Source organism: Microbacterium lacus, from assembly GCF_044794305.1.
Classification (GTDB): domain Bacteria; phylum Actinomycetota; class Actinomycetes; order Actinomycetales; family Microbacteriaceae; genus Microbacterium; species Microbacterium lacus_B.
Genome location: NZ_CP084996.1, coordinates 2,220,036 through 2,241,566, shown reverse-complemented (window position 1 = coordinate 2,241,566; position 21,531 = coordinate 2,220,036). Strand labels below are relative to the sequence as shown.

19 protein-coding genes are annotated in these 21,531 nt (G+C 66.0%); 16 read left to right on the top strand and 3 right to left on the bottom strand.

All coding sequences use genetic code 11. The features are described from left to right. Positions 1-106: 106 nt before the first annotated feature. Positions 107-1,222, bottom strand: a complete 1,116-nt coding sequence (locus LG299_RS10635) for a Gfo/Idh/MocA family protein (protein WP_404430001.1) — start codon at positions 1,220-1,222, stop codon at positions 107-109. After that, positions 1,219-1,899, bottom strand: coding sequence for a FadR/GntR family transcriptional regulator (locus LG299_RS10630; protein ID WP_404429999.1), 681 nt, complete (start codon positions 1,897-1,899; stop codon positions 1,219-1,221). Before LG299_RS10630 ends, LG299_RS10635 begins: the two co-directional genes overlap by 4 nt. A gap of 157 nt (positions 1,900-2,056) precedes the next feature. Between LG299_RS10630 and LG299_RS10625 the strand changes: the two genes are divergently transcribed. The 10 genes from LG299_RS10625 (at position 2,057) to LG299_RS10580 (ending at position 13,087) form a co-directional block, all read left to right on the top strand. Next, positions 2,057-3,652, top strand: coding sequence for an ABC transporter substrate-binding protein (locus LG299_RS10625; RefSeq protein WP_404429997.1), 1,596 nt, complete (start codon positions 2,057-2,059; stop codon positions 3,650-3,652). Positions 3,653-3,714: 62 nt separating this feature from the next. After that, positions 3,715-4,671: an ABC transporter permease gene (locus tag LG299_RS10620; RefSeq protein WP_404429995.1), complete on the top strand. Its 957-nt coding sequence runs from the start codon at positions 3,715-3,717 to the stop codon at positions 4,669-4,671. A 1-nt stretch (position 4,672) separates the two neighbouring features. Beyond that, positions 4,673-6,748: a dipeptide/oligopeptide/nickel ABC transporter permease/ATP-binding protein gene (locus LG299_RS10615; protein ID WP_404429993.1), complete on the top strand. Its 2,076-nt coding sequence runs from the start codon at positions 4,673-4,675 to the stop codon at positions 6,746-6,748. Continuing rightward, positions 6,745-7,551: an ABC transporter ATP-binding protein gene (locus LG299_RS10610; RefSeq protein WP_404429991.1), complete on the top strand. Its 807-nt coding sequence runs from the start codon at positions 6,745-6,747 to the stop codon at positions 7,549-7,551. Before LG299_RS10615 ends, LG299_RS10610 begins: the two co-directional genes overlap by 4 nt. 22 nt (positions 7,552-7,573) lie before the next feature. Continuing rightward, the gene (locus LG299_RS10605) at positions 7,574-8,530 is read left to right on the top strand and encodes a dihydrodipicolinate synthase family protein (RefSeq protein ID WP_404429989.1); all 957 of its coding nucleotides are present in this window, start codon (positions 7,574-7,576) and stop codon (positions 8,528-8,530) included. Continuing rightward, positions 8,530-9,486 (top strand): ROK family protein, encoded by a 957-nt coding sequence (locus LG299_RS10600; protein ID WP_404429987.1) that lies wholly within the window; start codon positions 8,530-8,532, stop codon positions 9,484-9,486. Before LG299_RS10605 ends, LG299_RS10600 begins: the two co-directional genes overlap by 1 nt. Further along, positions 9,483-10,172 (top strand): N-acetylmannosamine-6-phosphate 2-epimerase, encoded by a 690-nt coding sequence (locus LG299_RS10595; RefSeq protein ID WP_404429985.1) that lies wholly within the window; start codon positions 9,483-9,485, stop codon positions 10,170-10,172. The genes LG299_RS10600 and LG299_RS10595 overlap by 4 nt, the downstream gene beginning before the upstream one ends. Further along, positions 10,172-10,948, top strand: coding sequence for a glucosamine-6-phosphate deaminase (gene nagB, locus LG299_RS10590; protein ID WP_404429983.1), 777 nt, complete (start codon positions 10,172-10,174; stop codon positions 10,946-10,948). Before LG299_RS10595 ends, nagB begins: the two co-directional genes overlap by 1 nt. A 16-nt stretch (positions 10,949-10,964) precedes the next feature. After that, positions 10,965-11,924, top strand: a complete 960-nt coding sequence (locus LG299_RS10585; RefSeq protein ID WP_404429981.1) for a DUF4862 family protein — start codon at positions 10,965-10,967, stop codon at positions 11,922-11,924. Then, positions 11,921-13,087: an N-acetylglucosamine-6-phosphate deacetylase gene (locus LG299_RS10580; RefSeq protein WP_404429979.1), complete on the top strand. Its 1,167-nt coding sequence runs from the start codon at positions 11,921-11,923 to the stop codon at positions 13,085-13,087. Before LG299_RS10585 ends, LG299_RS10580 begins: the two co-directional genes overlap by 4 nt. 39 nt (positions 13,088-13,126) lie before the next feature. On the opposite strand, the gene LG299_RS10575 is transcribed toward LG299_RS10580, so the two are convergent. Beyond that, entirely contained in the window at positions 13,127-14,293 is a 1,167-nt protein-coding gene (locus LG299_RS10575) for an ROK family protein (RefSeq protein WP_404429977.1), read from the bottom strand. 198 nt (positions 14,294-14,491) lie between these two features. Between LG299_RS10575 and LG299_RS10570 the strand changes: the two genes are divergently transcribed. The 6 genes from LG299_RS10570 to panC all read left to right on the top strand — a co-directional run bounded on the left by LG299_RS10570 (position 14,492) and on the right by panC (position 21,510). Next, complete coding sequence (locus LG299_RS10570) at positions 14,492-16,564, top strand: alpha-galactosidase (RefSeq protein ID WP_404434863.1); 2,073 nt, start codon at positions 14,492-14,494, stop codon at positions 16,562-16,564. A gap of 36 nt (positions 16,565-16,600) precedes the next feature. Beyond that, complete coding sequence (locus LG299_RS10565; protein WP_404429975.1) at positions 16,601-17,896, top strand: ABC transporter substrate-binding protein; 1,296 nt, start codon at positions 16,601-16,603, stop codon at positions 17,894-17,896. Next, complete coding sequence (locus LG299_RS10560; RefSeq protein WP_404429973.1) at positions 17,893-18,831, top strand: carbohydrate ABC transporter permease; 939 nt, start codon at positions 17,893-17,895, stop codon at positions 18,829-18,831. The genes LG299_RS10565 and LG299_RS10560 overlap by 4 nt, the downstream gene beginning before the upstream one ends. Beyond that, positions 18,831-19,754, top strand: a complete 924-nt coding sequence (locus tag LG299_RS10555) for a carbohydrate ABC transporter permease (protein ID WP_404429971.1) — start codon at positions 18,831-18,833, stop codon at positions 19,752-19,754. The genes LG299_RS10560 and LG299_RS10555 overlap by 1 nt, the downstream gene beginning before the upstream one ends. A 182-nt stretch (positions 19,755-19,936) precedes the next feature. Next, positions 19,937-20,665 carry a Rossmann-like and DUF2520 domain-containing protein gene (locus LG299_RS10550; protein WP_404429969.1) on the top strand — a complete coding sequence of 243 codons (729 nt, stop codon included), beginning with the start codon at positions 19,937-19,939 and terminating at the stop codon, positions 20,663-20,665. Beyond that, the gene (gene panC / locus LG299_RS10545; RefSeq protein ID WP_404429967.1) at positions 20,662-21,510 is read left to right on the top strand and encodes a pantoate--beta-alanine ligase; all 849 of its coding nucleotides are present in this window, start codon (positions 20,662-20,664) and stop codon (positions 21,508-21,510) included. Before LG299_RS10550 ends, panC begins: the two co-directional genes overlap by 4 nt. Positions 21,511-21,531: the final 21 nt, after the last annotated feature.

The following is a 21,531-nucleotide window of genomic DNA, read 5'->3' as shown; positions in this document are numbered from 1 at the left end:
GGCATCGAGCACCTTTCGTTGATCGTACGACGTCAGACGTCTGATTTTCGAAAGGTACCGTGAAGGCGCTCCGTGGTCAAGCGACTTCGAGAGGACGACCACCGATTCAGCGCGCGGCGGTCACTTCGCTGATCACAACGGTCCGGCGCAGCTCAGACGCGAGCGTGAGAGCGGATGCAGTGGCTATCGACGACCTCGCAGCCGTGCCGTCCGTCAATGGCCTCCAGAATCCGCCGCTCGACACGGTGCCGCGCACGAGCCCATCGAAGTACTCGAGCTCGCGATGCATTCCGGCCCTAAGCCATCCCGGCGGACGAAGAGACGCGTCACCGTACGTCACGCCGCCGCCTGAGGTCGTCGAGGCATTCTGACGGGCGCGTTCCGCGTCCACGGCGTAGCTGTCATGCAGCGGAAAGCGCTCGGTCTGCGCGCCGGTGTGGATGGTGACCCCGACCTCATGCATGTCGATCGTGAGGTAGCCCTCCGTGCCTTGCAGGGTGATCTGATGTTCAGGTCGGCGGTGCACCGAGCCCCACTCGAGGGTTGCGTAGCGGTCGTGGGGGAGAGTCAGTGTGGCGAGTGCGATCGGATCTTCGTCGCCGGTACGAGACCCGGCCTGAGGCGCCTGTCCACTGATCATCGTGGCCGTATCGGCCGCGCCCATGAGGAGTTGGAGGACGTCGAGTTCGTGGATGTGGTGGAAGTGGTGCCCACCCGAGAGTGCGCGGGTCTTCTTCCAGCTCGGCGCGCGGCTGCCGTCTTCCCACCCGGTTCGCACCGCGCGGCCCACGACGGGCTCGCCGATTGCTCCTTCGTTCACCAGCTGGGCCGCGCGTTCGACTCCCGGCATGAAGTGCAGCACATGGCCGGCCATGAACAGCGTTCCCGCGCGCTCGCACGCCGACAGCATCGCATCGCAGTCGGCGTAGGTGAGCGCGACGGGCTTCTCGCAGAAGACGTGGACCCCCCGCGCGGCTGCGGCGACGACAGGTTCGAGGTGGGCGTGGTTGGGCGATGCAACGATCACGACGTCGATCTCGTCGAGCAGATCCTCCAGCGTCGAAGCATCCAGACAATCCGCTTCGCGCGCCAGTTCTGCGCCATTGCCTGGCGAGTAGACGCCGGCCACTTTTGCGCCAGGGATGCCTCTCAGGATGCGGGCAAATTCACGCCCGAAGTATCCTGCACCGACGATCCCATAGCGCAGTGACGTGGGCGTCACTGGACCGCAGCGAGGACTCGCTGCAAGGGCTGATAGTGCTCGACGACCGCGAGCCGGTAGGCGTCGACGTCACCCTGGAGGGCGGCCTCGAGCATGTCGCCATGGGCTTTCGCGGTTTGACGCATGTCTGCAGGGAGGGCCAACCCGAGCTGCGGAAGCACCGCAGTGTGGACATCCCAGAAGGCTCCGACCAACTGTTGGGCCAGGTTGTTGCCCATCACGCCGAACATTGTGGTGTGGAAGGCGCGGTCCGCTTCGAGGAAGTTCTCTCCACGCGATGCCTTCTCGACCATCTCGTCGACCATCGCGCGGAGCGCGGGAGCGTCTGCCTGGCCGATCGCCCCGACGACACGCTCGGCCATGGACAGGTCCAACGCCAGCCGAACCTCGACGACCTCGCGGAGTGCGTTGAGCGAGCCTTCGGGCGAAAGCACGCCGCGGAACACGAGGGCCTCGACCATCGGGTCGAGCGACATCCCGCCCACGTAGGTGCCATGTCCGTGCCGGACGGTCACGATGTCCAGCGTTGAGAGCGTGCGGATGGCTTCGCGCACCGACGAGCGCGACACGTCCAGCGTCTCGCCCAACTCCGATTCCGTAGGGAGCGGGTCACCCGGTCGGAGGTTCTCACGCAGGATGAATTGCTTGATCTGATCGGCCGTTGTGTTGCGGCGCATTCGGGATCCGCGGGTGTCACTCTGGGGCATCCGTCCCACTCCATTCAGAAACTTAAAGGCGCCTTGCCTATTGTGCAGGGCGGCAACCTGTGTTTATAGTACGTCAGACGTCAGATGTCTTCAAGACGTCCTTCCCCATCACCAATGGAGCTAACACATGAACTCCCGATTCACCTCCCGCCGCGGTGCGGGTCGCCTTGCAGCCTTCACTGCAGGCGGCATCGCCGTGGCACTCGTCCTGGCGGGCTGCGGCGCATCAGCGGCACCGGAAGCCAGCACTCCGACCGAAGCGACCGACCCCGATGCGATCATCGAAGCCGGTATCTCGTACGCCCTGGGCGGCAGCTTCGACCCGATGCTCGCGACTGGCGCCGTCACGCTCGCCGCGAACTGGCACATCTTCGAGGGCCTTGTTGACCTTGACCCTGTGACACGCGAACCCTATGCAGCGCTCGCGGCAGACCTGCCGACCGAGGTCGACGAGACGACCTACGAGATCGACATCCGCGAAGGCGCCACGTTCCACAACGGCGACCCGGTCACCGTCGAAGACGTCGTCTACAGCTACGAGCGCGTTCTCGACCCCGAGTCGGGCAGCCTGTTCACGAGCTTCATCGACTTCATCGACACGGTCGAAGCTGTCGACGAAGACACCGTCCGCATCACCACCGACTACCCGTTCTCGCTCGTCAACGAGCGTCTCGGTGTGGTCAAGATCGTCCCGCAGGCAGTCGTCGAGGCAGACGCCGAGGACTTCGGGGCAAACCCGATCGGCAGCGGCCCGTACGCACTCGTCTCTGCTACTCCCGACGACGCCGTCGTCTTCGAGCGCTACGACGACTACAACGGTTCACGCCCGGCCCTTGCTGCCGGCATGAACTGGAACCTCCTGTCGGATCCCGCTGCTCGCGTGACGGCCATGTCATCGGGCACCATCCAGGCCATGGAAGACGTCCCCTACATCGACGTCGACTCGCTGGCGGCCACGGTCGATGTCGAGACCGTGCAGTCCTTCGGTCTGCTGTTCATGATGTTCAACACGCAGCAGGCTCCCTTTGATGACCCGCGGGTTCGTCAGGCGTTCTTCTACGCGCTCGACATGGACACGATCATCAACACCGGTCTGCTGGGCAACGCGGTGCCCGCCACGTCGTTCCTCCCCGAGGGGCACCCGAATTACAACGAGGCATCCACCGTCTACACCTACGACCCCGAGAAGGCGCAAGAGCTGCTCGCCGACGCCGGTGTGAGTGACATGTCGATCACGCTGCTGACGACCGACACCGGTTGGGTGCGCGAGGTGGCTCCGCTGATCAAGGAGTCGTTGGATGCTGTCGGCATTCAGACCACGCTCGACATCGGGCAGTCGCCCGCGCAGTACGGCAAGGTCGACGCCGGTGACTTCGAAGTGATGGTGGCTCCCGGAGACCCGTCGGTCTTCGGCAACGACGCTGACATCCTGATGCGCTGGTGGTACGGCGACAACGTGTGGCCGAACGACCGTTACCGCTGGGCGGGAAGCCCCGAGTTCGCTGAACTCACCGCCCTGATGGACGAAGCTGTCGCCCAGTCCGGCGACGAGCAGCAGGACACCTGGAACGAGGCATTCGACCTGCTTTCTGAAGAGGTGCCGCTGTACCCGCTGTTCCACCGCCAGCTCCCCACGGCGTGGAGTGCCGACGACCTCGTCGGCTTCGCGCCGGTGCCCACCACCGGACTGTCGTTCCTCGACGTCGGAGTGGCCGCGCAGTAATCCCCTGAGCCGGGGCGCGACCTCGCGTCGCGCCCCGGCCCACAAACTTGGAAGGACTGACCGTGTCGAACACGCTCCGTCTCATCGGGCGAAGGCTGCTTCAGCTGCCGCTGATGATCCTCGGCATCACATTTCTGGTGTTCTTCGTGATGTCGTTCTCAGAGGTCGACCCGGCCATCACCGCCCTCGGCGAGGGCGCTTCGGTCGAGGACCGCGAGGCATACCGCGAAGCGATGGGGCTGAACGACCCACTCCTCGTGCGCTACTTCGATTTTCTCGTGGGAATGCTGCAGGGCGACCTGGGCACCTACTCCGCACGACAGCTTCCCGTGATCGACGAAGTCGCTCGCGCCTTCCCGATCACTCTCCAGCTGACCTTCCTCGGTCTCATCATCGCGGTGATCGGCGCGGGCATCCTCGGCATCGTCGCGGCGGTCTACCGCGATCGCTGGCCCGACCAGTTCATCCGCATCCTGTCCATCGCTTCGCTTTCGACGCCGTCGTTCTGGCTCGCCATCCTGATGATCCAGCTCTTCACCCTGCAGCTGGGCCTTCTGCCGGCGTCGGGTCCGCTCCCTCCGTTCACCGAAGATCCCGCCGGGTGGCTTGCGCGAATGACCCTCCCTGCGATCGCGCTGGCGATCCCGGTCATCGGCCAACTCTCCCGCGTCGTCCGCACCTCCATGGTCGAAGAACTCGACCGGGACTACGTACGGACCGCCCTGGGGGCCGGCGTCCCCCGCCGGATCGTGGTCGGACGCAATGTGCTCCGCAACGCGCTGATCACACCGGTCACCGTGCTCGGGCTTCGCGTGGGCTACCTCATCGGCGGCGCCGTCGTCATCGAGATCATCTTCGCTCTCCCCGGGATGGGCACGCTCATCCTCAACGGCGTGACCAACAACGAACCCAACCTCGTACAGGGAGTGACGCTCGCAGTGGCCTTCGCGTTCGTCATCATCAACATCGTCGTCGACCTCCTGTACGTCCTCATCAATCCCCGAATCAGGTCGGTGTGACATGCGCAAGCGACTAACAGAACGACTCTCCGTCCCGGGCCTTCGCCTGGGGGAGCTCACCCTCGGAGCGAAAATCTCCCTCGGTCTCCTGATCGCCATCGGCGTGATCGCGATCTTCGCGCCGGTGTTCGCGCCCTACGACCCGCTGGCGTCCGGGCCGCCGGTGCTGCCGCCCTCGGCAGAGCACTGGTTCGGCACCGACCGACAGGGCCGAGACATCCTCTCCCGTCTCATCTACGGAGCGCGCTACTCGCTCGTCATCGGACTCGGCGCCACCCTCGTCGCCCTCCTCGCAGCAGCGGTGCTCGGCACGGTCGCCGCAACGGCCCCCAAAGCGATCGCCGAAACGCTCATGCGCATCCTCGACATCGTGATGTCGTTCCCCGGAATCGCGCTCGCAGCCGTCTTCGTCGCCGTTTTCGGTCAGTCACTCCCGGTCCTGGTGCTGACGATCGCGTTCCTCTACGTCCCGCAGTTGACCCGCGTCATTCGGGCGAACATCCTCGACCAGTACGGCGAGGATTACGTCTCTGCTGTCCGCGTGATGGGAACGTCCACGCCGCGCATCATCGCGAAGCACGTGGCGCGCAACAGCATCGCGCCCGTCCTGGTCTTCGCCACCGTCCTGGTCGCCGACGCGATCGTCTTCGAAGCATCCCTCTCCTTCATCCAGGCCGGCGTGCCCGACCCTGAACCGTCTTGGGGCAACGTCATCGCCGCCGGCCGCAACCTGGTCATGAGCGGCGCCTGGTGGGCAACCTTCTTCCCCGGGCTGCTGATCATGCTCACCGTCCTCGCGCTGAACCTCCTCGCAGAGTCGATGACCGACGCGATGGTCTCACCGCGGGCCCGCAAGGTCACCGTCGACGCCGGCTCCACCGAAGAGGCGACGCACGACCTCGAAGAGGCGCAAGCACCAGCGCTTAAGGGAGCCACCCCAGAAGAGGTCGCGGCAGGGATCGATGAGCTGCGCGATGAGCGGATGCCGATATCCGGCCTGCCCGGAGACTTGATCGACGCCGTGCCGGTGACGGTCATCCCACTCGAAAAGCGTCTCGCCGAACTGCGCGGAAGAGAACTGCAACGCACGGACCGCCTCATGTACGGTCGCGACTCCGCGCCCCTGCTCGAGGTTCAAGACCTCTCCATCGCGTTCCCGCGACACGGAGATGTGAACGTGGTCGACAACGTCAATTTCACGGTTCGTCCGGGCGAGACCATGGCGCTGGTCGGCGAATCAGGATGCGGCAAGTCCATCACTTCGCTCGCCATCATGGGCCTGCTCGACCCGCGGGCGACGCTCCAGGGCAAGATCCTGTTCGACGGCAAGGATCTCCTGGCGATGGGCTCCGCAGAACGCAACGCTCTGCGCGGGAACGACATCGCGATGATCTACCAGGACGCTTTGAGCTCGCTCAACCCCGCGATGCTCATCCGCTCGCAGATGAAGCAGCTCACTTCCCGCGGTGGCACGCGCACGTCGGAAGATCTGCTGGAGCTCGTCGGGCTCGACCCGAAACGCACCCTGGCGTCGTACCCGCATGAGCTTTCGGGCGGTCAGCGCCAACGCGTCTTGATCGCGATGGCTCTCACTCGCAATCCTCGCTTGGTCATCGCTGACGAGCCGACCACGGCGTTGGACGTGACAGTCCAGGCGCAGGTCATCGAGCTCTTGAACCGGCTCCGCGAAGAGCTCGGCTTCGCGATGCTCTTCGTCTCTCACGATCTCGCGCTGGTGGCAGAACTCGCCCACCGGATCACCGTCATGTACGCCGGTCAGGTCGTCGAGCAGGGCACCACTCGTGAGGTGCTCACGCAGCCCGTGCACGAATACACCCGTGGTCTGCTCGGCGCCGTTCTCTCGATCGAGACCGGTTCGACCCGCCTCCACCAGGTACAGGGTGTCGTGCCTTCGCCGCGCGACTTCCCCTTCGGTGACCGGTTCGCGCCGCGCTCGTCGGACCCGGCGCGAAACCTCGGCGTCGTCCCGGTCCGTCGGCGCATCGAAGGCACAGACCACTACTACGCCGCGCATCCCGAGGATGCGCCCATCGAAGCGATCGGAGCAGGACGATGAACGAACCAGTGATCGAGCTTCGTGACGTGCACGTGCGTTACAAGTCGCGCTCGTCCACGCTGTTCCACAAGCAGTACGTCGATGCGTTGGACGGTGTGTCACTCACCGTCCGGCGCGGCCAGACGCTGGGCATCGTCGGCGAGTCAGGTTCGGGCAAGTCGACCTCGGCGAAGGTGCTCGTGGGCCTCGAACGCCCGACCTCGGGTGAGGTCGTGTTCGCCGGGGAACCCGTGAGGTCGTTCACGACATCCGTACGCAAGCGGCTCGGACGCATCCTGTCGGTGGTGTTTCAAGACCCCGCCACCGCGCTCAATGCACGGATGACAGTGCGAGACGCGCTGCTTGACCCCATGCAGGTGCACCACATCGGCACCCGACCGCAACGTGAAGCGAAGGTCCGAGACCTGGTCGGCATGGTCGGGCTCCCGGCATCCGCCCTCGAAGCACTCCCCGGACAACTCTCCGGTGGGCAACGGCAACGCGTCGCCATCGCCCGTGCGCTGGCGCTGGACCCGCAAGTGATCGTGGCGGACGAGCCGACCTCAGCCTTGGACGTCTCGGTGCGCGCGCAGATCCTCAACCTGCTCACCGATCTCAAAGACGAACTGGGTCTCGGGATGGTCTTCATCTCGCACGACATCCAGACCGTCCGCTACCTCTCGGACGAGATCGCCGTGATGAACAAAGGCCGCATCGTCGAGTTCGGCGACGCAGCCCGAGTGTTCGACAACCCGACCGACGACTACACGCGCACCCTGCTGGGTGCCTCACCCTCCCTGCTCGAGCCGACCTCGTTCAGCTGAACTTCCCTACCTGGAGCCCCACATGACCTCTTCACTCACGACCCTGCCCGCACGCCAGTTCGCAGGTGTCGTCCCTCCGGTCGCGACACCCCTGCTTCCCGACGGCGGCATCGACCACTCCTCGCTCGAACGACTCGTCGACTACCTCATCGGTGCCGGCGTCCACGGGCTGTTCGCGCTCGGCTCGACCGGCGAGACGGCGTACTTCACCGACGACCAGCGGGTCGAGATCGCGCGCACCATCGTCAGCGCCACCGCCGGCCGTGTGCCGATCATCGCGGGCGCGATCGAGCTCACCTCGGCTCGCATCCTCGAGACCTCTCGTCGGCTCACCGCGACCGGCGTCGATGCGGTCGTGACCACCGCTCCTCTCTATACGCTGAACTCGCCGGCCGAGATCACGGCGCACTTCCGTGCGATCGCTGCCGGGATCGACGTGCCGCTCTGGGCGTACGACGTCCCCGTGCGGGTGCACTCCAAGCTGTCCGCTGACCTGCTCCTGGGTCTCGCCGTCGATGGTGTCATCGCGGGCGTGAAGGACTCTTCGGGTGACGACGTCGGCTTCCGCCGGCTCGTCGCGGCGAATGCCGCCGCAGGTCACCCGGTGCAGCTCCTCACCGGTCACGAGGTCATCGTCGACGCGATGGCGCTCGTCGGTGCGGACGGCGTTGTTCCCGGGCTCGCGAACGTTGAAGCGGCGGGCTACGTGCGGTTGTGGGATGCCACGACCCGTGGTGACTGGGAAGCCGCGCGCGACGAGCAAGAGCGACTCAACCGCGTATTCGAGATCGTCTTCCAGCCGACCGGGCTCTCCGGCGACGCCACAGGTGTCGGCGCGTTCAAGGCCGCGATGAAGGCCAGGGGCATCATCGACCACGCCACGATGGCGTTCCCCACCCAGCCGCTCGATGAGACCGCGGTGGACCGCATCCAGAACATCCTCGCCTCTCTCGACCTTCTCCCCGACCCGGTCGCCTGATGTCGGAGGCAGTGCTCGCCATCGACATCGGCGGCACCAAAACCGCGGTGGCACTGGTCGACCGCGCGGGCCGGATCCTCGACACGGAACTCGCACCCACACCTGCCCTCGAGGGCCCGGATGCCGTCATCGACACCGTGCGCGACCTCGCCATCACGCTTCTTGAGCGGTCGAGCGGTTCGGTGGTGGTCCGAGGCATCGGTGTTGCGACCGCCGGTGTCGTCAATGTGCGGGAGGGATCGATCGTCTCGTCGACCGACACCTTGGCGGACTGGGCGGGCACGTCGGTGGTGACGCGAATCCGTGCTGCGCTCGGCAGCGCGTGCGAATCCGGGTATAGCGTGCATGTCCAGAACGACGCGGACGCGCACGCGGCGGGGGAGTACAGCTACGGAGCCGCGGTCGGCGCATCCAGCGCACTGGTCGTCGCGGTCGGTACCGGCGTCGGAGCGGGGATCATCATCGACGGGCGCGTGCTCCGCGGTGCGCGTCACGTCGCGGGCGAGATCGCGCACGTCCCCACGCCGGGCGCCGACCACCTGAGGTGTCCGTGCGGACGCCCGGGCCATCTCGAAGCGATCGGCTCCGGCGTTGGACTGCACCGCCACTACCTCACGCTCGGCGGCGACCCCGCGGCATCCGACGCCCGAACGGTCGTCGCCCGCGCACATACAGGCGACGCCCTCGCGCGACGCGCAATTCACGACTCCGCGACGGCCGTCGGCCGTGCGATTGCCGCGGCCGTCACCCTGCTCGACCCCGAGAAGGTCATCGTCACCGGAGGTGTCGCCGACATCGGCGATGACTGGTGGCAACCGATGGCCGACTCTTTCCACGCCGAGGTGATCGATGCACTCCAGGACGTCCCCGTGATTCCCGGCGTGCTCGGCGGTCGGGCGCCGCTCCTGGGCGCAGCAGGATCTGCCTGGGAAGCACTGGAGGTTTACGCAGCATGAGATTCGACGCATCCGAAATCCTCGCCCGCCTCAACGGAGGGCTGATCGTCTCGTGCCAGGCCTACCCCGGTGAAGCGATGCGAGACCCGCGCACCATGGTGCAGATCGCGCACGCCGCGATCGTCGGGGGAGCCGCCGCGATCCGCCTGCAGGGCATCGCAGACATCCGGGCCGCCGAAGCATTGCCGGTACCCGTCGTCGGACTGTGGAAAGACGGCGACTCTGACGTCTTCATCACTCCGACGCTCGCGCACGCCCGAGCCGTCGCGGACGCAGGAGCCGACATCGTCGCTCTCGACGGCACGCGGCGCTCTCGTCCCGATGGACTCACTCTCACTGAAACGATTGCTCGACTTCGCGAGACGCATGACGTGCTCGTGATGGCGGACTGCGGATCGCTCGACGACGCCATCGCCGCCGAGAACGCTGGCGCGGACATCCTCGGCACCACACTTTCGGGCTACTCGGGCGAGCGACCCAAGACCGCGGGTCCCGATCTGGAACTCATTGCCCAGCTCAGCGAGCACTGCCACCGCCCCATCGTCGCTGAGGGTCGCATCCACACGCCCGCCGCCGCGGCCGCCGCAAAAGATGCCGGCGCGAACTCCGTATGCGTGGGTACCGCAATCACTCACCCCTCGACGATCACCTCGTGGTTCGTGCGGGCACTAGAAGAGGAGCGCTGATGGAAGTCATCATCACGAACGAAGAGTCGATCGGACAGCTCGTCGCCGACGACATCACGAACCTCCTGCGCCGCACACCCGACGCGGTGCTCGGCCTCGCGACCGGGTCGAGCCCGCTGCGCATCTACGACGCTCTCGCCGAAGGCGTCAGCCGGGGAGAACTGTCGCTGGCCCGCGCCCGCGGCTTCACCCTCGACGAGTACGTCGGGCTGCCGGAGGGGCATCCCTGCCGATACCGGACGGTGATCGACGAGGACTTCACCTCCCGCGTCGACATCGATCCGGCGGCTATCCACGCGCCCGACGGCAACGCCCCTGACCTCGACGCCGCCTGCCTCCGGTACGAAGAGGCGATCAGCGCGGCCGGCGGGGTCGACCTGCAGATTCTCGGCATCGGCACCGATGGTCACATCGCCTTCAACGAGCCGGGGTCCTCGCTCGCATCGCGCACCCGCGTGAAGACCCTCACCGAGCAGACACGGCGAGACAACGCCCGGTTCTTCGACGGTGACCTCGACGCGGTGCCCATGCACTGCCTCACCCAGGGTCTTGGCACGATCATGCAAGCCCGCCATGTCGTGCTCGTGGCGACGGGCAGCGGCAAGGCGGAGGCCGTCCATCACATGGTTGAGGGAGCGGTCTCTGCCCTCTGGCCCGCGACGATCCTGCAGCACCACCCGCATGTGACGGTGCTCGTGGATGATGCCGCAGCATCCCGCCTTCAATTGGCCGACTACTACCGCTACACCCGCGCACACCGGCACCTCGTTCAGTGAACGGCACGTGCCAGCCGTGAACCCCGCAACCATCATCAGCGCCTACGCGGCGTCCCCTGCGCACACCGTGTGGGACCCCGAACTTGAAGCCGAGCTCCTCTCGACGCTGTGCGCGCTCCCGACCGTTGCCGGGCTCGAGGTTCCGTGGATGGGCGCGCTTCACCCGCACGACACGTCCTGGTTTCTGCAACATGTGCCCGCGGGCGCGAAGCTGTCGATCACCGCGCTGCCGTGGGTGATGCAGCGATGCGCCGCCATGCCTTCCTACGGTCTGGCTTCGCGAGACTCCGCAGGGCGGGCGGCAGCGATTGCTGATTTCAGGATGCTTCACGCCGACGTGCATACGCTCGCACAGCAGAGTTCGGCACAGATCGACTTCGTCGCGGTTCACTCTGCGCCTCACGAGTCGGCGAACAAGGATGCGTTGGCGGAGTCCCTCGCCGAGATCGCGACCTGGGACTGGGGTGGAGCGCGCCTGATCATCGAACATTGCGATGCGGTGCGGCCCGGTCAGACGTACGAGAAGGGGTTCCTTCGGCTGGAGGACGAGATCGAGGTGCTCGGGAGAGTATCCGCCGATATCGGGCTCTGGATGAACTGGGGACGATCCGCAATCGAACTGCGCGACGCCGACGAGGTCACTGCGCAGATCAAGGTCGCAGGTGAGAGCGGATACCTCACCGGCCTGACCTTCTCGGGAGCGGCGTACGCGGATGGTCCGTACGGCTCAGCGTGGACGGACACCCATCCACCGATCGCCGAGACCGACCCCGACTCGGCGTCGCTCCTCGACACTTCTCACGTGATGTCGGCAATGGAGGCTGCGGGGTGCCTGGACTGGGTGGGGGTGAAGGTCAGCCGAAACCCTGCTGATCGCACTGCCGCCGCGGTCACGGCGACCGTGGCACGCAATCTCGACATCGTTCGCCGATCGATCCCTGTGGATCGGGCTTGCCGCGCGCGCGGACAATCATGACTGACACCGTCGTTCACTCGGCACGTCTGATCACCACCGGAGCCGTCGGAGAACATCGCGACATCGCCGACGCGTGGGTCCACCTGCGCGGTGGGGCAGTGGTTGCTGTTGGTGAGGGGGATGACTGGCGTCGAAACGTGGCGTCGGACACGACGATCGTCGACGCGCTGTCGGCGATCGGACCGGGAGCGATCCTCACGCCCGGACTCGTCGACATTCACTGCCACGGCGGAGGTGGCTCCGGCTTCGACGAGTCGCCCGACGATCTCGCTACGGCTGCCCACACTCATCTGCAGCACGGCGTGACGAGTGTTGTCGCCTCACTCGTGAGCGCGCCCATCGACGCCCTCGTGACGAGGCTGGCCACGATTCGGGATGCTGCGCCCTCGTCTCCCTCGATCATCGGCGCTCATCTCGAGGGCCCGTTCATCGACACCGCACACTGCGGAGCACACGACCGATCCGCGCTCTCGGACCCCAATCTCGTCCAGTTGCAGTCCCTGATCGACACCGGGATTGTGCGCCAGGTCACGCTCGCTCCCGAACTGAGCGGGGGGATGGACGCCGTGCGGTTGATTCACGCCGCCGGGGTGACAACGGCCGTGGGGCACACAGGCGCGGACGCCGCCACCGCGCAACGCGCGTTCGACAACGGAGCTCGCCTGCTCACGCACACCTTCAACGCAATGAATCCTCTTCACCACCGCGAACCCGGACCGGTCGGAGCCGCAATCGCCGACGAGCGCGTCACTCTCGAGGTGGTGCCCGACGGACACCATGTCGACCCCCGCGTCGTCGCGATGCTCTTTCGGGCAGCACCAGGCCGCGTGGCGATCGTCAGCGATGCGATGGCCGCCGCGGCGGCCCCAGACGGTCTCTATCCCTTGGGCTCACTGACCGCGGAAGTCGCCCACGGAGTGGCGCGCATCCAAGGGACGGCGACGATCGCCGGATCGACGTTGACCCTCGACACGGCGGTCCGCAACTGTGTGGGGTTCGGTGTGCCGCTGGCAGAAGCGCTCGCCGCGGCGACCGTCGTCCCCGCCCGAGCGATCGGTCGCCCCGACCTCGGTGTGATTTCGGTGGGTGGTCCTGCGGACATGGTGCTCTGGGATTCCGACCTGGCTGTAGCCCGGGTGTGGAAAGCCGGTGAATCGCTGTAGCACCAGCCTCGACGACGCCCGGGGACCGTCGCCTGACCGTCAGGGAAAGGTCACTGCGCCGGTCAGGCGGGCGATGGATGCTTGGATCGCCACAGCGGCAGCGCCGCGCGCCCACGCGCCGAAGCCGATGTCGTCGACGAGGATCTCGAGGGGTTGGGCGAGCGGATCGCGGTCAGCCGCGGCTGCGATCCGGATCCTATCGTCGGCGATACCCCACAGCCCGATTCCGTCTCCGGCGAGCACCACTGTGGGTTGCATCGTCAGGTTGGCCGCGAGGGCGATGAGTCTGCCGAGTCCGCGAGCGGCAGCATCCACCACCGCCACAGCGACCGGGTCAGCGTTCGTCGCGAGGGTCAGCACTTCGTCGTAGTCGACAGGTCTGCCGAGCGCTCCCTGCACCTGAGCGCACATCCCGACCGAGGTGAGGAGCGCGGACGAGCAGCCGCGGTGTCCTTCCGGGCAAAGTGGACCGGTCGGGTCGAGGGGGATGTGGCCGCCGAGACCGACACCCGCCTCACGTGTGTGCACCGACTCGCCGCCGATGACGAGCCCGTAGCCGACGCCGGCGCCGATCGTGATGACCGAGAATCCAGATCGCCCGCGGCCCGCGCCGAACCACCGTTCGGCCTCGACGAGCGCGACCACGTCGTTTTCGACCGTGACCTCCACTCCGCACGCCTCAGTCAAGGGTGCGGCGAGGTCGACATTCGACCAGCCGAGGAATGGAGCGCGGAGGACCCGACCGTTGTCGTCGACCGCGCCGCCGAGGCTGACGCCGACGCCCGCGAGGGGAGCAGGGGCAAGTGTGGCAATGTCGCGGATCAGGGTGGTGAGCAGTTCGATGACCGCCGACGGTTCGGTGCTGAGGAGGGGGAGTTCGCGCTCGTCGACGATGACGGCTCTCGTATTGGTGAGCACCGCGTAGACACTGTCTCCGGTGATCTTGAGGCCGATGAAGTCGCCGAGGTCGGGGTTGATGTCGAGCGGGCGTACGGGCCTACCCACCGAGCCTGTGGACGCTTCATCCAGCTCGATGAACAGGCCGCGTTCGAGAAGGGGCTTGGCCAAGCGCGTCAGGCTGGCCGGTGAAAGTCCGAGGCGTGGTCCCAGGGCGCTCCGGCCGATCGGCCCATGGATAAGCACCTCTCGGGCGAGCGCTTCGTGGCTCTCGGTCAACATGGTGTCGTCTCCATTTGGTTCCATCATGACAGCAACGTGACGGCGATGCGCGGCAATCGTGACCAGTACTCACTCTTGACACGCTTATTACTTTCGCGGTAGAAATAATTCGTGACCAACGAAGACCACCGCTCCGCAGACTCCCGCAGGCACCAGACCGTCGAATCCGACCGGTCGGCCCATGCATTGCATCTCCACCGCGGCGGCACCAGCGTCGTCCTCGACATGTCGGCCGCGCCTCATCCGGTCATCGTCCACTGGGGCGAAGAACTCATCGACTCAACACCAGAGACCCTGCGTTCGCTGGTCGTCGCCGCACGCCCGCAGCGTGTGTCGGGCGGGCTCGACCAGACGCCTCGCTTGGGCTTGGTCGCCACACAAGCCGTCGGCTGGCTGGGGACCCCCGGCGCCGATGGACACCGCGAAGGCTCTGGAACCAGCCTGCGCCTCGAAGTCGCCGGCGTTCAGGCGAACGAGCATCGCGCGACGATCTCACTGATCGATACCGAGGCTCGGCTTGCCGCCGACGTCGAGCTGCGCGTCGGGCCCAGCGGGCTGTTCCACCAGCGCATCCTGCTGCGCAACACCGGCAATAGCTCCTACACGCTGCAGTCGCTGCAGGCCGCCTTTCCCCTCCCGTGGGACGCAACAGAACTTCTCGACACAACGGGGCGCCACCTTCGTGAGCGCTCGCCGCAGCGTCACACCTTCACTTTCGGCACGCACACGCGTGAAAGTCGTCGCGGGCGTCCCGGAGCCGACGCCACACTTCTGTTGGCGGCCGGACGCCCCGGGTTCGGTTTCGAGCACGGACGTGTGCACGGCATTCACGTCGCCTGGAGCGGCAACCATCGCGTCATCGCCGAGCGTTCCACGTCGGGTGACGCCTTTCTCGCCGGCGGCGAACTGCTGCTTCCCGGCGAGGTCATCCTGGCGCCGGGGGAGTCAGTGCAGTCCCCGTCGGTCATCGGCTCGTGGGGTGACGGTCTCACCCAACTGTCGGCACGTTTCCATGACGAATGGCGGGCGCGTCCCCAGCACCCGCGCCGTCCGCGGCCCATCACGCTCAACACGTGGGAGGCCGTCTACTTCGATCACTCGCTGGAGAAGCTGACGGCTCTGGCGGATGCTGCGGCTGGCGTCGGCGTCGAACGTTTCGTGCTCGACGACGGCTGGTTCACCGGTCGTCGTGATGACACGGCAGGCCTCGGTGACTGGTTCGTGGACGAGGATGTCTGGCCCGAGGGCCTGCACGCCCTGATCGATCACGTGCGCGAGCGGGGCATGGAGTTCGGACTCTGGGTCGAGCCCGAGATGGTCAATCCCGACAGCGACCTTGCCCGCCGGCATCCCGATTGGATTCTGCGGGGGCGGATGCCTCTGCCGCCGTCGGCACGACAGCAGCAGGTCCTCAACCTCGCGCACCCCGAGGCGTACGACTACATCTCGGCTCGGCTCAACGCTCTCCTGGACGAGTACCCCATCGCCTACCTGAAGTGGGATCACAACCGCGACCTGGTCGACGCCGGAAGCGGACCCGCAGGCGTGAGCCGTGTGCGCACCCACACCATTGCCGTCTATCGGCTACTCGACGAACTCAAGTCCCGCCACCCGGGGCTCGAGATCGAAAGCTGCGCGTCCGGCGGTGCCCGAGTGGATCTCGGCATCCTGGACCGCACCGATCGGATCTGGACCAGTGACAGCCTCGACCCGATCGAGCGGCTCACGAACCAGAAGTACACCGGCCTCGTCGTCGCGCCCGAACTCATGGGCATGCACCTGACCAGCCCGGTCGTGCACTCGAGCCACCGCTCGGTGTCGCTTTCGCTCAGCGGAGCGGTCGCCCTGTTCGGTCACTTCGGCATCGAGTGGGATCTGACCTCCGTCGATGACGAGACCCGCGCCGCGATCGCAGAATGGGTCGCGCTGGCCAAGCGGATCCGCCCGCTCATCGCGACAGGCCACGTCGTCCACGTCGACGGCGTCGAGCCGGGCGTTGATGTGCGCGGAATGATCGCTGCGGACGCAGCATCCGCCCTCTTCACGATCACGCAGGTCGATTCTTCGGTCGGCCACCCCGGTGGACGGGTGCGGATGCCGGGCCTCGCGCGCGATCGCCGGTACCGCCTGCGGGTGGTCGATGTCGCAGCGTCGATCCCCGGACCTGGTCAGTCGCCGCTGGAATGGGCCCACCACGACACGGTCCTTACCGGTCGGGAGCTGGAGTCCGTCGGGGTACGCCCGCCCGTGCAATTTCCGCAGCAGGCCACCGTGGTCGAGCTGATCGCCGAAAAGTAAGACTCACACGCACCATCGCGCGCAAGGAGGCGCACCATGACCAAGAGATTCAGAACGACCGCCCACGCGGTCGCCCTGCTCGCAACAGCGGGCGTAGCGATCGGGCTGGGCGGATGTGCCAGCAGTCCCGGCAACGGGGTGACCACGCTGAGCTTCTTCCAGTTCAAAGGAGAAGCGCTCGAGGACTTCGCCCAGATCATCGCTGACTTCGAGGCAGAGAACCCCGACATCAAGGTGGTGCAGAATCAGAGCGCCGACTCCGAGACCGCGATCCGCGTGCTGCTGGTGAAGGACAAGACGCCGGATGTCATCACCCTGAACGCGAACGGCAACTTCGGGCGCCTTGCGCAGGCGGGGGTCTTCCACGACTTCTCGGCCGACCCGGTGCTCGAGACGATCAACCCCGCCGTCCAAGAGATCCTCGCGGACCTCGGCAACAAGGAGGGCGAGGTCAACGGCCTCGGCTACGTCAACAACGCGAACGGCGTGATCTACAACCGCACCATCTTCGAAGAGCAGGGGCTGGAAGTCCCCGAGACGTGGGACGAGTTCATCACCGTCTGCGACGCTCTGGAGGCCGCCGGAGTCCAGCCGTTCTACGGAACGCTCGCGGACGCCTGGACCGGGATGCCGTCGTGGAACGCGCTCGGCGCCTATCCCACACAGGACGGCTTCTTCGACCAGATGCGCGCAGAGGGCGAGAACGTCGGTCCGGATTCGCCGGTCTCCTTCCAGAAAGACTTCGTGAAGGCGATGGCCCAGCAGGGTGAGCTGTTCTCCTACATGCAGGAGGGCTACCGCGGCCGCACCTATGACGACGGCAACACGGCCTTCGCCAACGGCGAAGCCGCCATGCTCCTGCAGGGCATCTGGGCACTGAGTCCGATCAAGGGCATCAACCCCGACATCGACGCGGCGATCTTCCCCTATCCCACCACCGACGATCCGGCCGACCGGCTGCTGGTCACCGGCGTCGACGTCGTGGTCACCATGGGTCGCGACACGGAGCACCCGGAAGAGTCGATGCGCTTCATCGACTACCTGTTCGAGGTGGGCGTGATCGAGGAGTTCGCGGCCTCGCAGAATATGGTCCCCTCGGTCATCGGGGCAGAACTCAGCGACGATCCCGCGTTGCAGTCGGTGAAGCCCTTCTTCGATGACGGGCAGATCACCGGCTTCATCGATCACCAGATTCCACCCAGCATCCCGCTGACGGCGATCGTGCAGCAGTTCCTGTTCGACGGCGATGCGAATGCTGCGCTCGCCACCCTCGACAGCGAGTGGGCCAAAGTGGCCGCCCGCACCATCCCAGTGACGGGAGACGGAGAATGACCACTCTCACCAGCGCCGTGCGCACCTCAGCTTCAGGGCCGGAATCGAAGGGGCGCGCACCACGGGTGCGCACCAACAGCTCGAGGGCGATGCCGGCGTTCTACTGGATGGTCTGGCCGGCCGTCATCGCCTTCGCCGCGTTCCACACGATCCCCGTGATCGTGGGAGTCTTCTTCAGCTTCACGAACTACGCGGGCTATGGCGACTGGAACTTCGTCGGCCTCTCGAACTACTTCAACCTGTTCAAGGACGACCGCGTTCTGAATGCGTACGGCTTCTCGTTCCTGTTCGCGATCGTGGCAACCATTCTGACGAATGCGATCTCGCTCGCGATCGCCATGGGGCTCAACGCCAAGATCAAAGCCCGCAACTTCTGGCGCGGTGTCTACTTCGTGCCCTACGTGCTGGCGATCCTGGTGATCGGCTACGTGTTCCAGTTCCTCTTCTCGAACTCGCTGCCGAAGATCCTCGCGGGCATCCCCTTGTTCCGCGACAACATCCTCACCAATCCGGATTGGGCGTGGACGGCGATCGTCGGGCTTGCGGTCTGGCAGGCCTGTGCCTTCTCGATCATCATCTACCTGTCGGGGCTGCAGACGATTCCCTCAGAGCTGTATGAAGCAGCATCCCTCGACGGCGCATCTTCGGGTCGCCAGTTCGCGTCGATAACCTTCCCGCTCATCAGCGCGTTCTTCACGATCAACGTCGTGCTCAGTCTCAAGGGCTTCCTGCAGGTGTTCGACCCGATCATCGCTCTCACCAACGGGGGACCGGGCACGTCGACCGAATCGGTCACTCTGCTCATCTTCCGCGGGGGTTTCTCCGGCGGAGAGTTCGCCTACCAAACCGCGAACGCCGTGATCTTCTTCATTGTGATCACGATCGTCTCGCTCGTGCAGTTCCGGTTCCTTCAGCGCAGAGAGGCCGATATCTGATGTCTACGGCAGCAACCACCCTCGCCCAAGCAGAGGCGGCCACGCCCGCTCCTCCGCGCCGACTCTTCGCCAATCGCCGCGATCCGTCCGACGTCGAGGACGACTCGCGCAAGACCAACTGGTGGGCAACCGCGCTCATCGCGGTCTGCTCGCTCACCGTGCTCATCCCGCTGTACCTCGCGGTCGTGGTCGCGTTGAAGACACCAGAGCAGCTCGCCTCGGGCACCGGGTTCGAGTTGCCCAACCCGATCCGGTGGGCGAACTTCGCCGACGCGTGGGAGCGCACCGCCTTCCCGCAGGCGCTTCTGAACACCGCGATCATCACGGTCGGAGCCGTCGTCTTCACGCTCCTCACGAGCTCGGTCGTCGCCTACGCCCTGGCTCGCAACAACCACCGGCCGTTCTTCAAGGGAGTGTTCTTCTACTTCCTCGCCGCTCTTTTCATTCCGTTCCCGATCATCATGTTGCCGCTGGTCAAGCAGACCTCACTCCTGGGGCTCGACAACCAGGTCGGCATGATCATCCTGTATACGATCTTCGGGCTGTCGTTGAACATCTTCATCTACAGCGCGTACATCCGCTCGATCCCGATCGAGCTCGAAGAAGCGGCCCGCATCGACGGCGCAAGCACCTGGCGAGTCTTCCGATCAGTGATCTTTCCGCTGCTCATGCCGATGAACGCCACGGTCGGCATTCTCACCTGCGTGTGGGCATGGAACGACTTCATCATGCCGCTCGTGGTGCTCACCGACCCGGGTGCGCGCACCCTGCCTCTGGCGCAGTTCGTGTTCCAGGGTCAGTACAACACCGACTACACGACGGCGTTCGCGTCGTACTTGATGGCGATGGCGCCACTGCTGGTGGTCTACATCTTCAGCCAACGGTGGGTGATCTCGGGGGTCACCCGCGGCTCGATCAAGTAATAGCTCATCGCCAAACGACGGACGACTTCACAGACAGTGGAGTCGTTCGTCATTTGGCGTCGGCGATTACGCGTGCGACAGCGCATGAGACCCGTCAAGGATAAAATGACCCAGAAAGTTGCCCGTCGATCGGGTGCATCTGCTTTATGACCCCCATCACCTTTTCTCCGCGCAGGTCCGTCGTGACTGCGACCATCGTCGGCCGTGGTCGCGTCGGCCGCGCTCTGGCTGCCGCGTTCGAGGCTGCGGGGATCACCGTGACCGGACCGACTGTGCGCGGAGAGTCCGTGCCGGACGGGGACCTCATCCTGGTCTGTGTGCCGGATGCCGAGATCGCCCGCGTGATCGCCACGCTCGGCGATCACCCGGGCTTGGTCGGGCACGTCTCCGGTGCGACGTCGCTCGCCGACGCGAGCGCGGATTTCAGTCTGCACCCGTTGCAGACCTTCGCGGGTTCCGAGGGGGCGGAGGCGTTCCACGGCATCGGGTGCGCGGTCGCGGGGAGAACTCCGGCGGCGCTCGAGGTCGCAGAGGAGCTTGCCATCCGGATCGGTGCGCGACCGTTTCGCATAGACGACGCTCACCGTGCGGGTTATCACGCTGCAGCATCCGTCGCGTCGAACTTCCTTCTCACACTTCTGGATGCCGCGGAGCAGATTGCCGCGACCGCCGGTCTTTCCGACGCCGAGGCGAGGGAGTTGTTGGCGCCGTTGGTGCGCAGCACCGTGGAGAACTGGGCGGCGCAGGGCGCTCCCGGCGCCCTGACCGGCCCCATCGCGCGCGGGGACGAGCGGACCGTGGACCGACAGCGCGACGCCATTCAGGTCGGCGCACCTGACCTGCTTCCGTTGTTCGACGTGATGGCCGAGAGCACCCGCACTTTGGCCGCGCGCCGCGGAGTGAGCGCATGAGAACTGTCCGGACGATCGCCGAGGTTCGTGCGGCGGTCGCCGACGGCAGAACCGCCGGTCGGTCGATCGGGCTGGTCCCGACGATGGGGGCGCTGCACGATGGGCACCTCTCACTCATTCATAGGGCGCGGGCGGACGCGGGTCTCGTCGTCGTCTCACTCTTCGTGAATCCGACCCAGTTCGCCGCGCACGAAGACCTCGGTGCCTATCCGCGCTCCGAGGAACGCGATGCCGAACTCGCTTCGGATGCTGGTGCCGACATCCTCTTCGCCCCGACCGTCGCCGAGGTCTACCCGCACGGTTTCGCGACGACCATCCATGTCGCCGGCATCACCGAGGTCCTTGACGGCAAGCATCGAGGTGCCGCGCATTTCGACGGAGTCGCGACGGTGGTGGCGAAGCTCTTCGGGATCGTCGCGCCCGATGCCGCGTACTTCGGTCAGAAGGATGCGCAGCAGGTGCTCGTCATCCGTCGTCTCGTGCGCGACCTCGACATCCCCGTCCGCATCGTGGCATGCCCGATCGTTCGTGAGCCCGACGGGCTTGCGATGAGTTCGCGCAACGTCTACCTCGATCCCGCGTCTCGCCGGCAGGCGACAGCGTTGAACCGTGCGCTGGATGCTGCGCAGGCGACCGTCACCGGACCGGACACGGGCGCCACCATCGTGCTTGCTGCTGCCCACTCCGTGCTCACCGAGGCCGGGATTGATCCTGAGTACCTTGAACTGCGATCCCCGGACGACCTCACCGAGCTCGACACCATCGGCGATGGTGCGCTGCTGGCGGTCGCTGCGCACGTCGGCCAAGCCCGTCTTATCGACAACCGAATCTTGGAGGCACCCTGATGCGAACCGCAACGACCGAGG

Coding starts and splice junctions, on each gene's coding strand:
- LG299_RS10630 (WP_404429999.1), bottom strand. CDS start 1,899: ATGCGCCGCAACACAACGGCCGATCAGATCAAGCAATTCATCCTGCGT.
- LG299_RS10625 (WP_404429997.1), top strand. CDS start 2,057: ATGAACTCCCGATTCACCTCCCGCCGCGGTGCGGGTCGCCTTGCAGCC.
- LG299_RS10615 (WP_404429993.1), top strand. CDS start 4,673: ATGCGCAAGCGACTAACAGAACGACTCTCCGTCCCGGGCCTTCGCCTG.
- LG299_RS10610 (WP_404429991.1), top strand. CDS start 6,745: ATGAACGAACCAGTGATCGAGCTTCGTGACGTGCACGTGCGTTACAAG.
- LG299_RS10605 (WP_404429989.1), top strand. CDS start 7,574: ATGACCTCTTCACTCACGACCCTGCCCGCACGCCAGTTCGCAGGTGTC.
- LG299_RS10600 (WP_404429987.1), top strand. CDS start 8,530: ATGTCGGAGGCAGTGCTCGCCATCGACATCGGCGGCACCAAAACCGCG.
- LG299_RS10595 (WP_404429985.1), top strand. CDS start 9,483: ATGAGATTCGACGCATCCGAAATCCTCGCCCGCCTCAACGGAGGGCTG.
- nagB (WP_404429983.1), top strand. CDS start 10,172: ATGGAAGTCATCATCACGAACGAAGAGTCGATCGGACAGCTCGTCGCC.
- LG299_RS10580 (WP_404429979.1), top strand. CDS start 11,921: ATGACTGACACCGTCGTTCACTCGGCACGTCTGATCACCACCGGAGCC.
- LG299_RS10575 (WP_404429977.1), bottom strand. CDS start 14,293: ATGATGGAACCAAATGGAGACGACACCATGTTGACCGAGAGCCACGAA.
- LG299_RS10570 (WP_404434863.1), top strand. CDS start 14,492: ATGTCGGCCGCGCCTCATCCGGTCATCGTCCACTGGGGCGAAGAACTC.
- LG299_RS10565 (WP_404429975.1), top strand. CDS start 16,601: ATGACCAAGAGATTCAGAACGACCGCCCACGCGGTCGCCCTGCTCGCA.
- LG299_RS10560 (WP_404429973.1), top strand. CDS start 17,893: ATGACCACTCTCACCAGCGCCGTGCGCACCTCAGCTTCAGGGCCGGAA.
- LG299_RS10555 (WP_404429971.1), top strand. CDS start 18,831: ATGTCTACGGCAGCAACCACCCTCGCCCAAGCAGAGGCGGCCACGCCC.
- panC (WP_404429967.1), top strand. CDS start 20,662: ATGAGAACTGTCCGGACGATCGCCGAGGTTCGTGCGGCGGTCGCCGAC.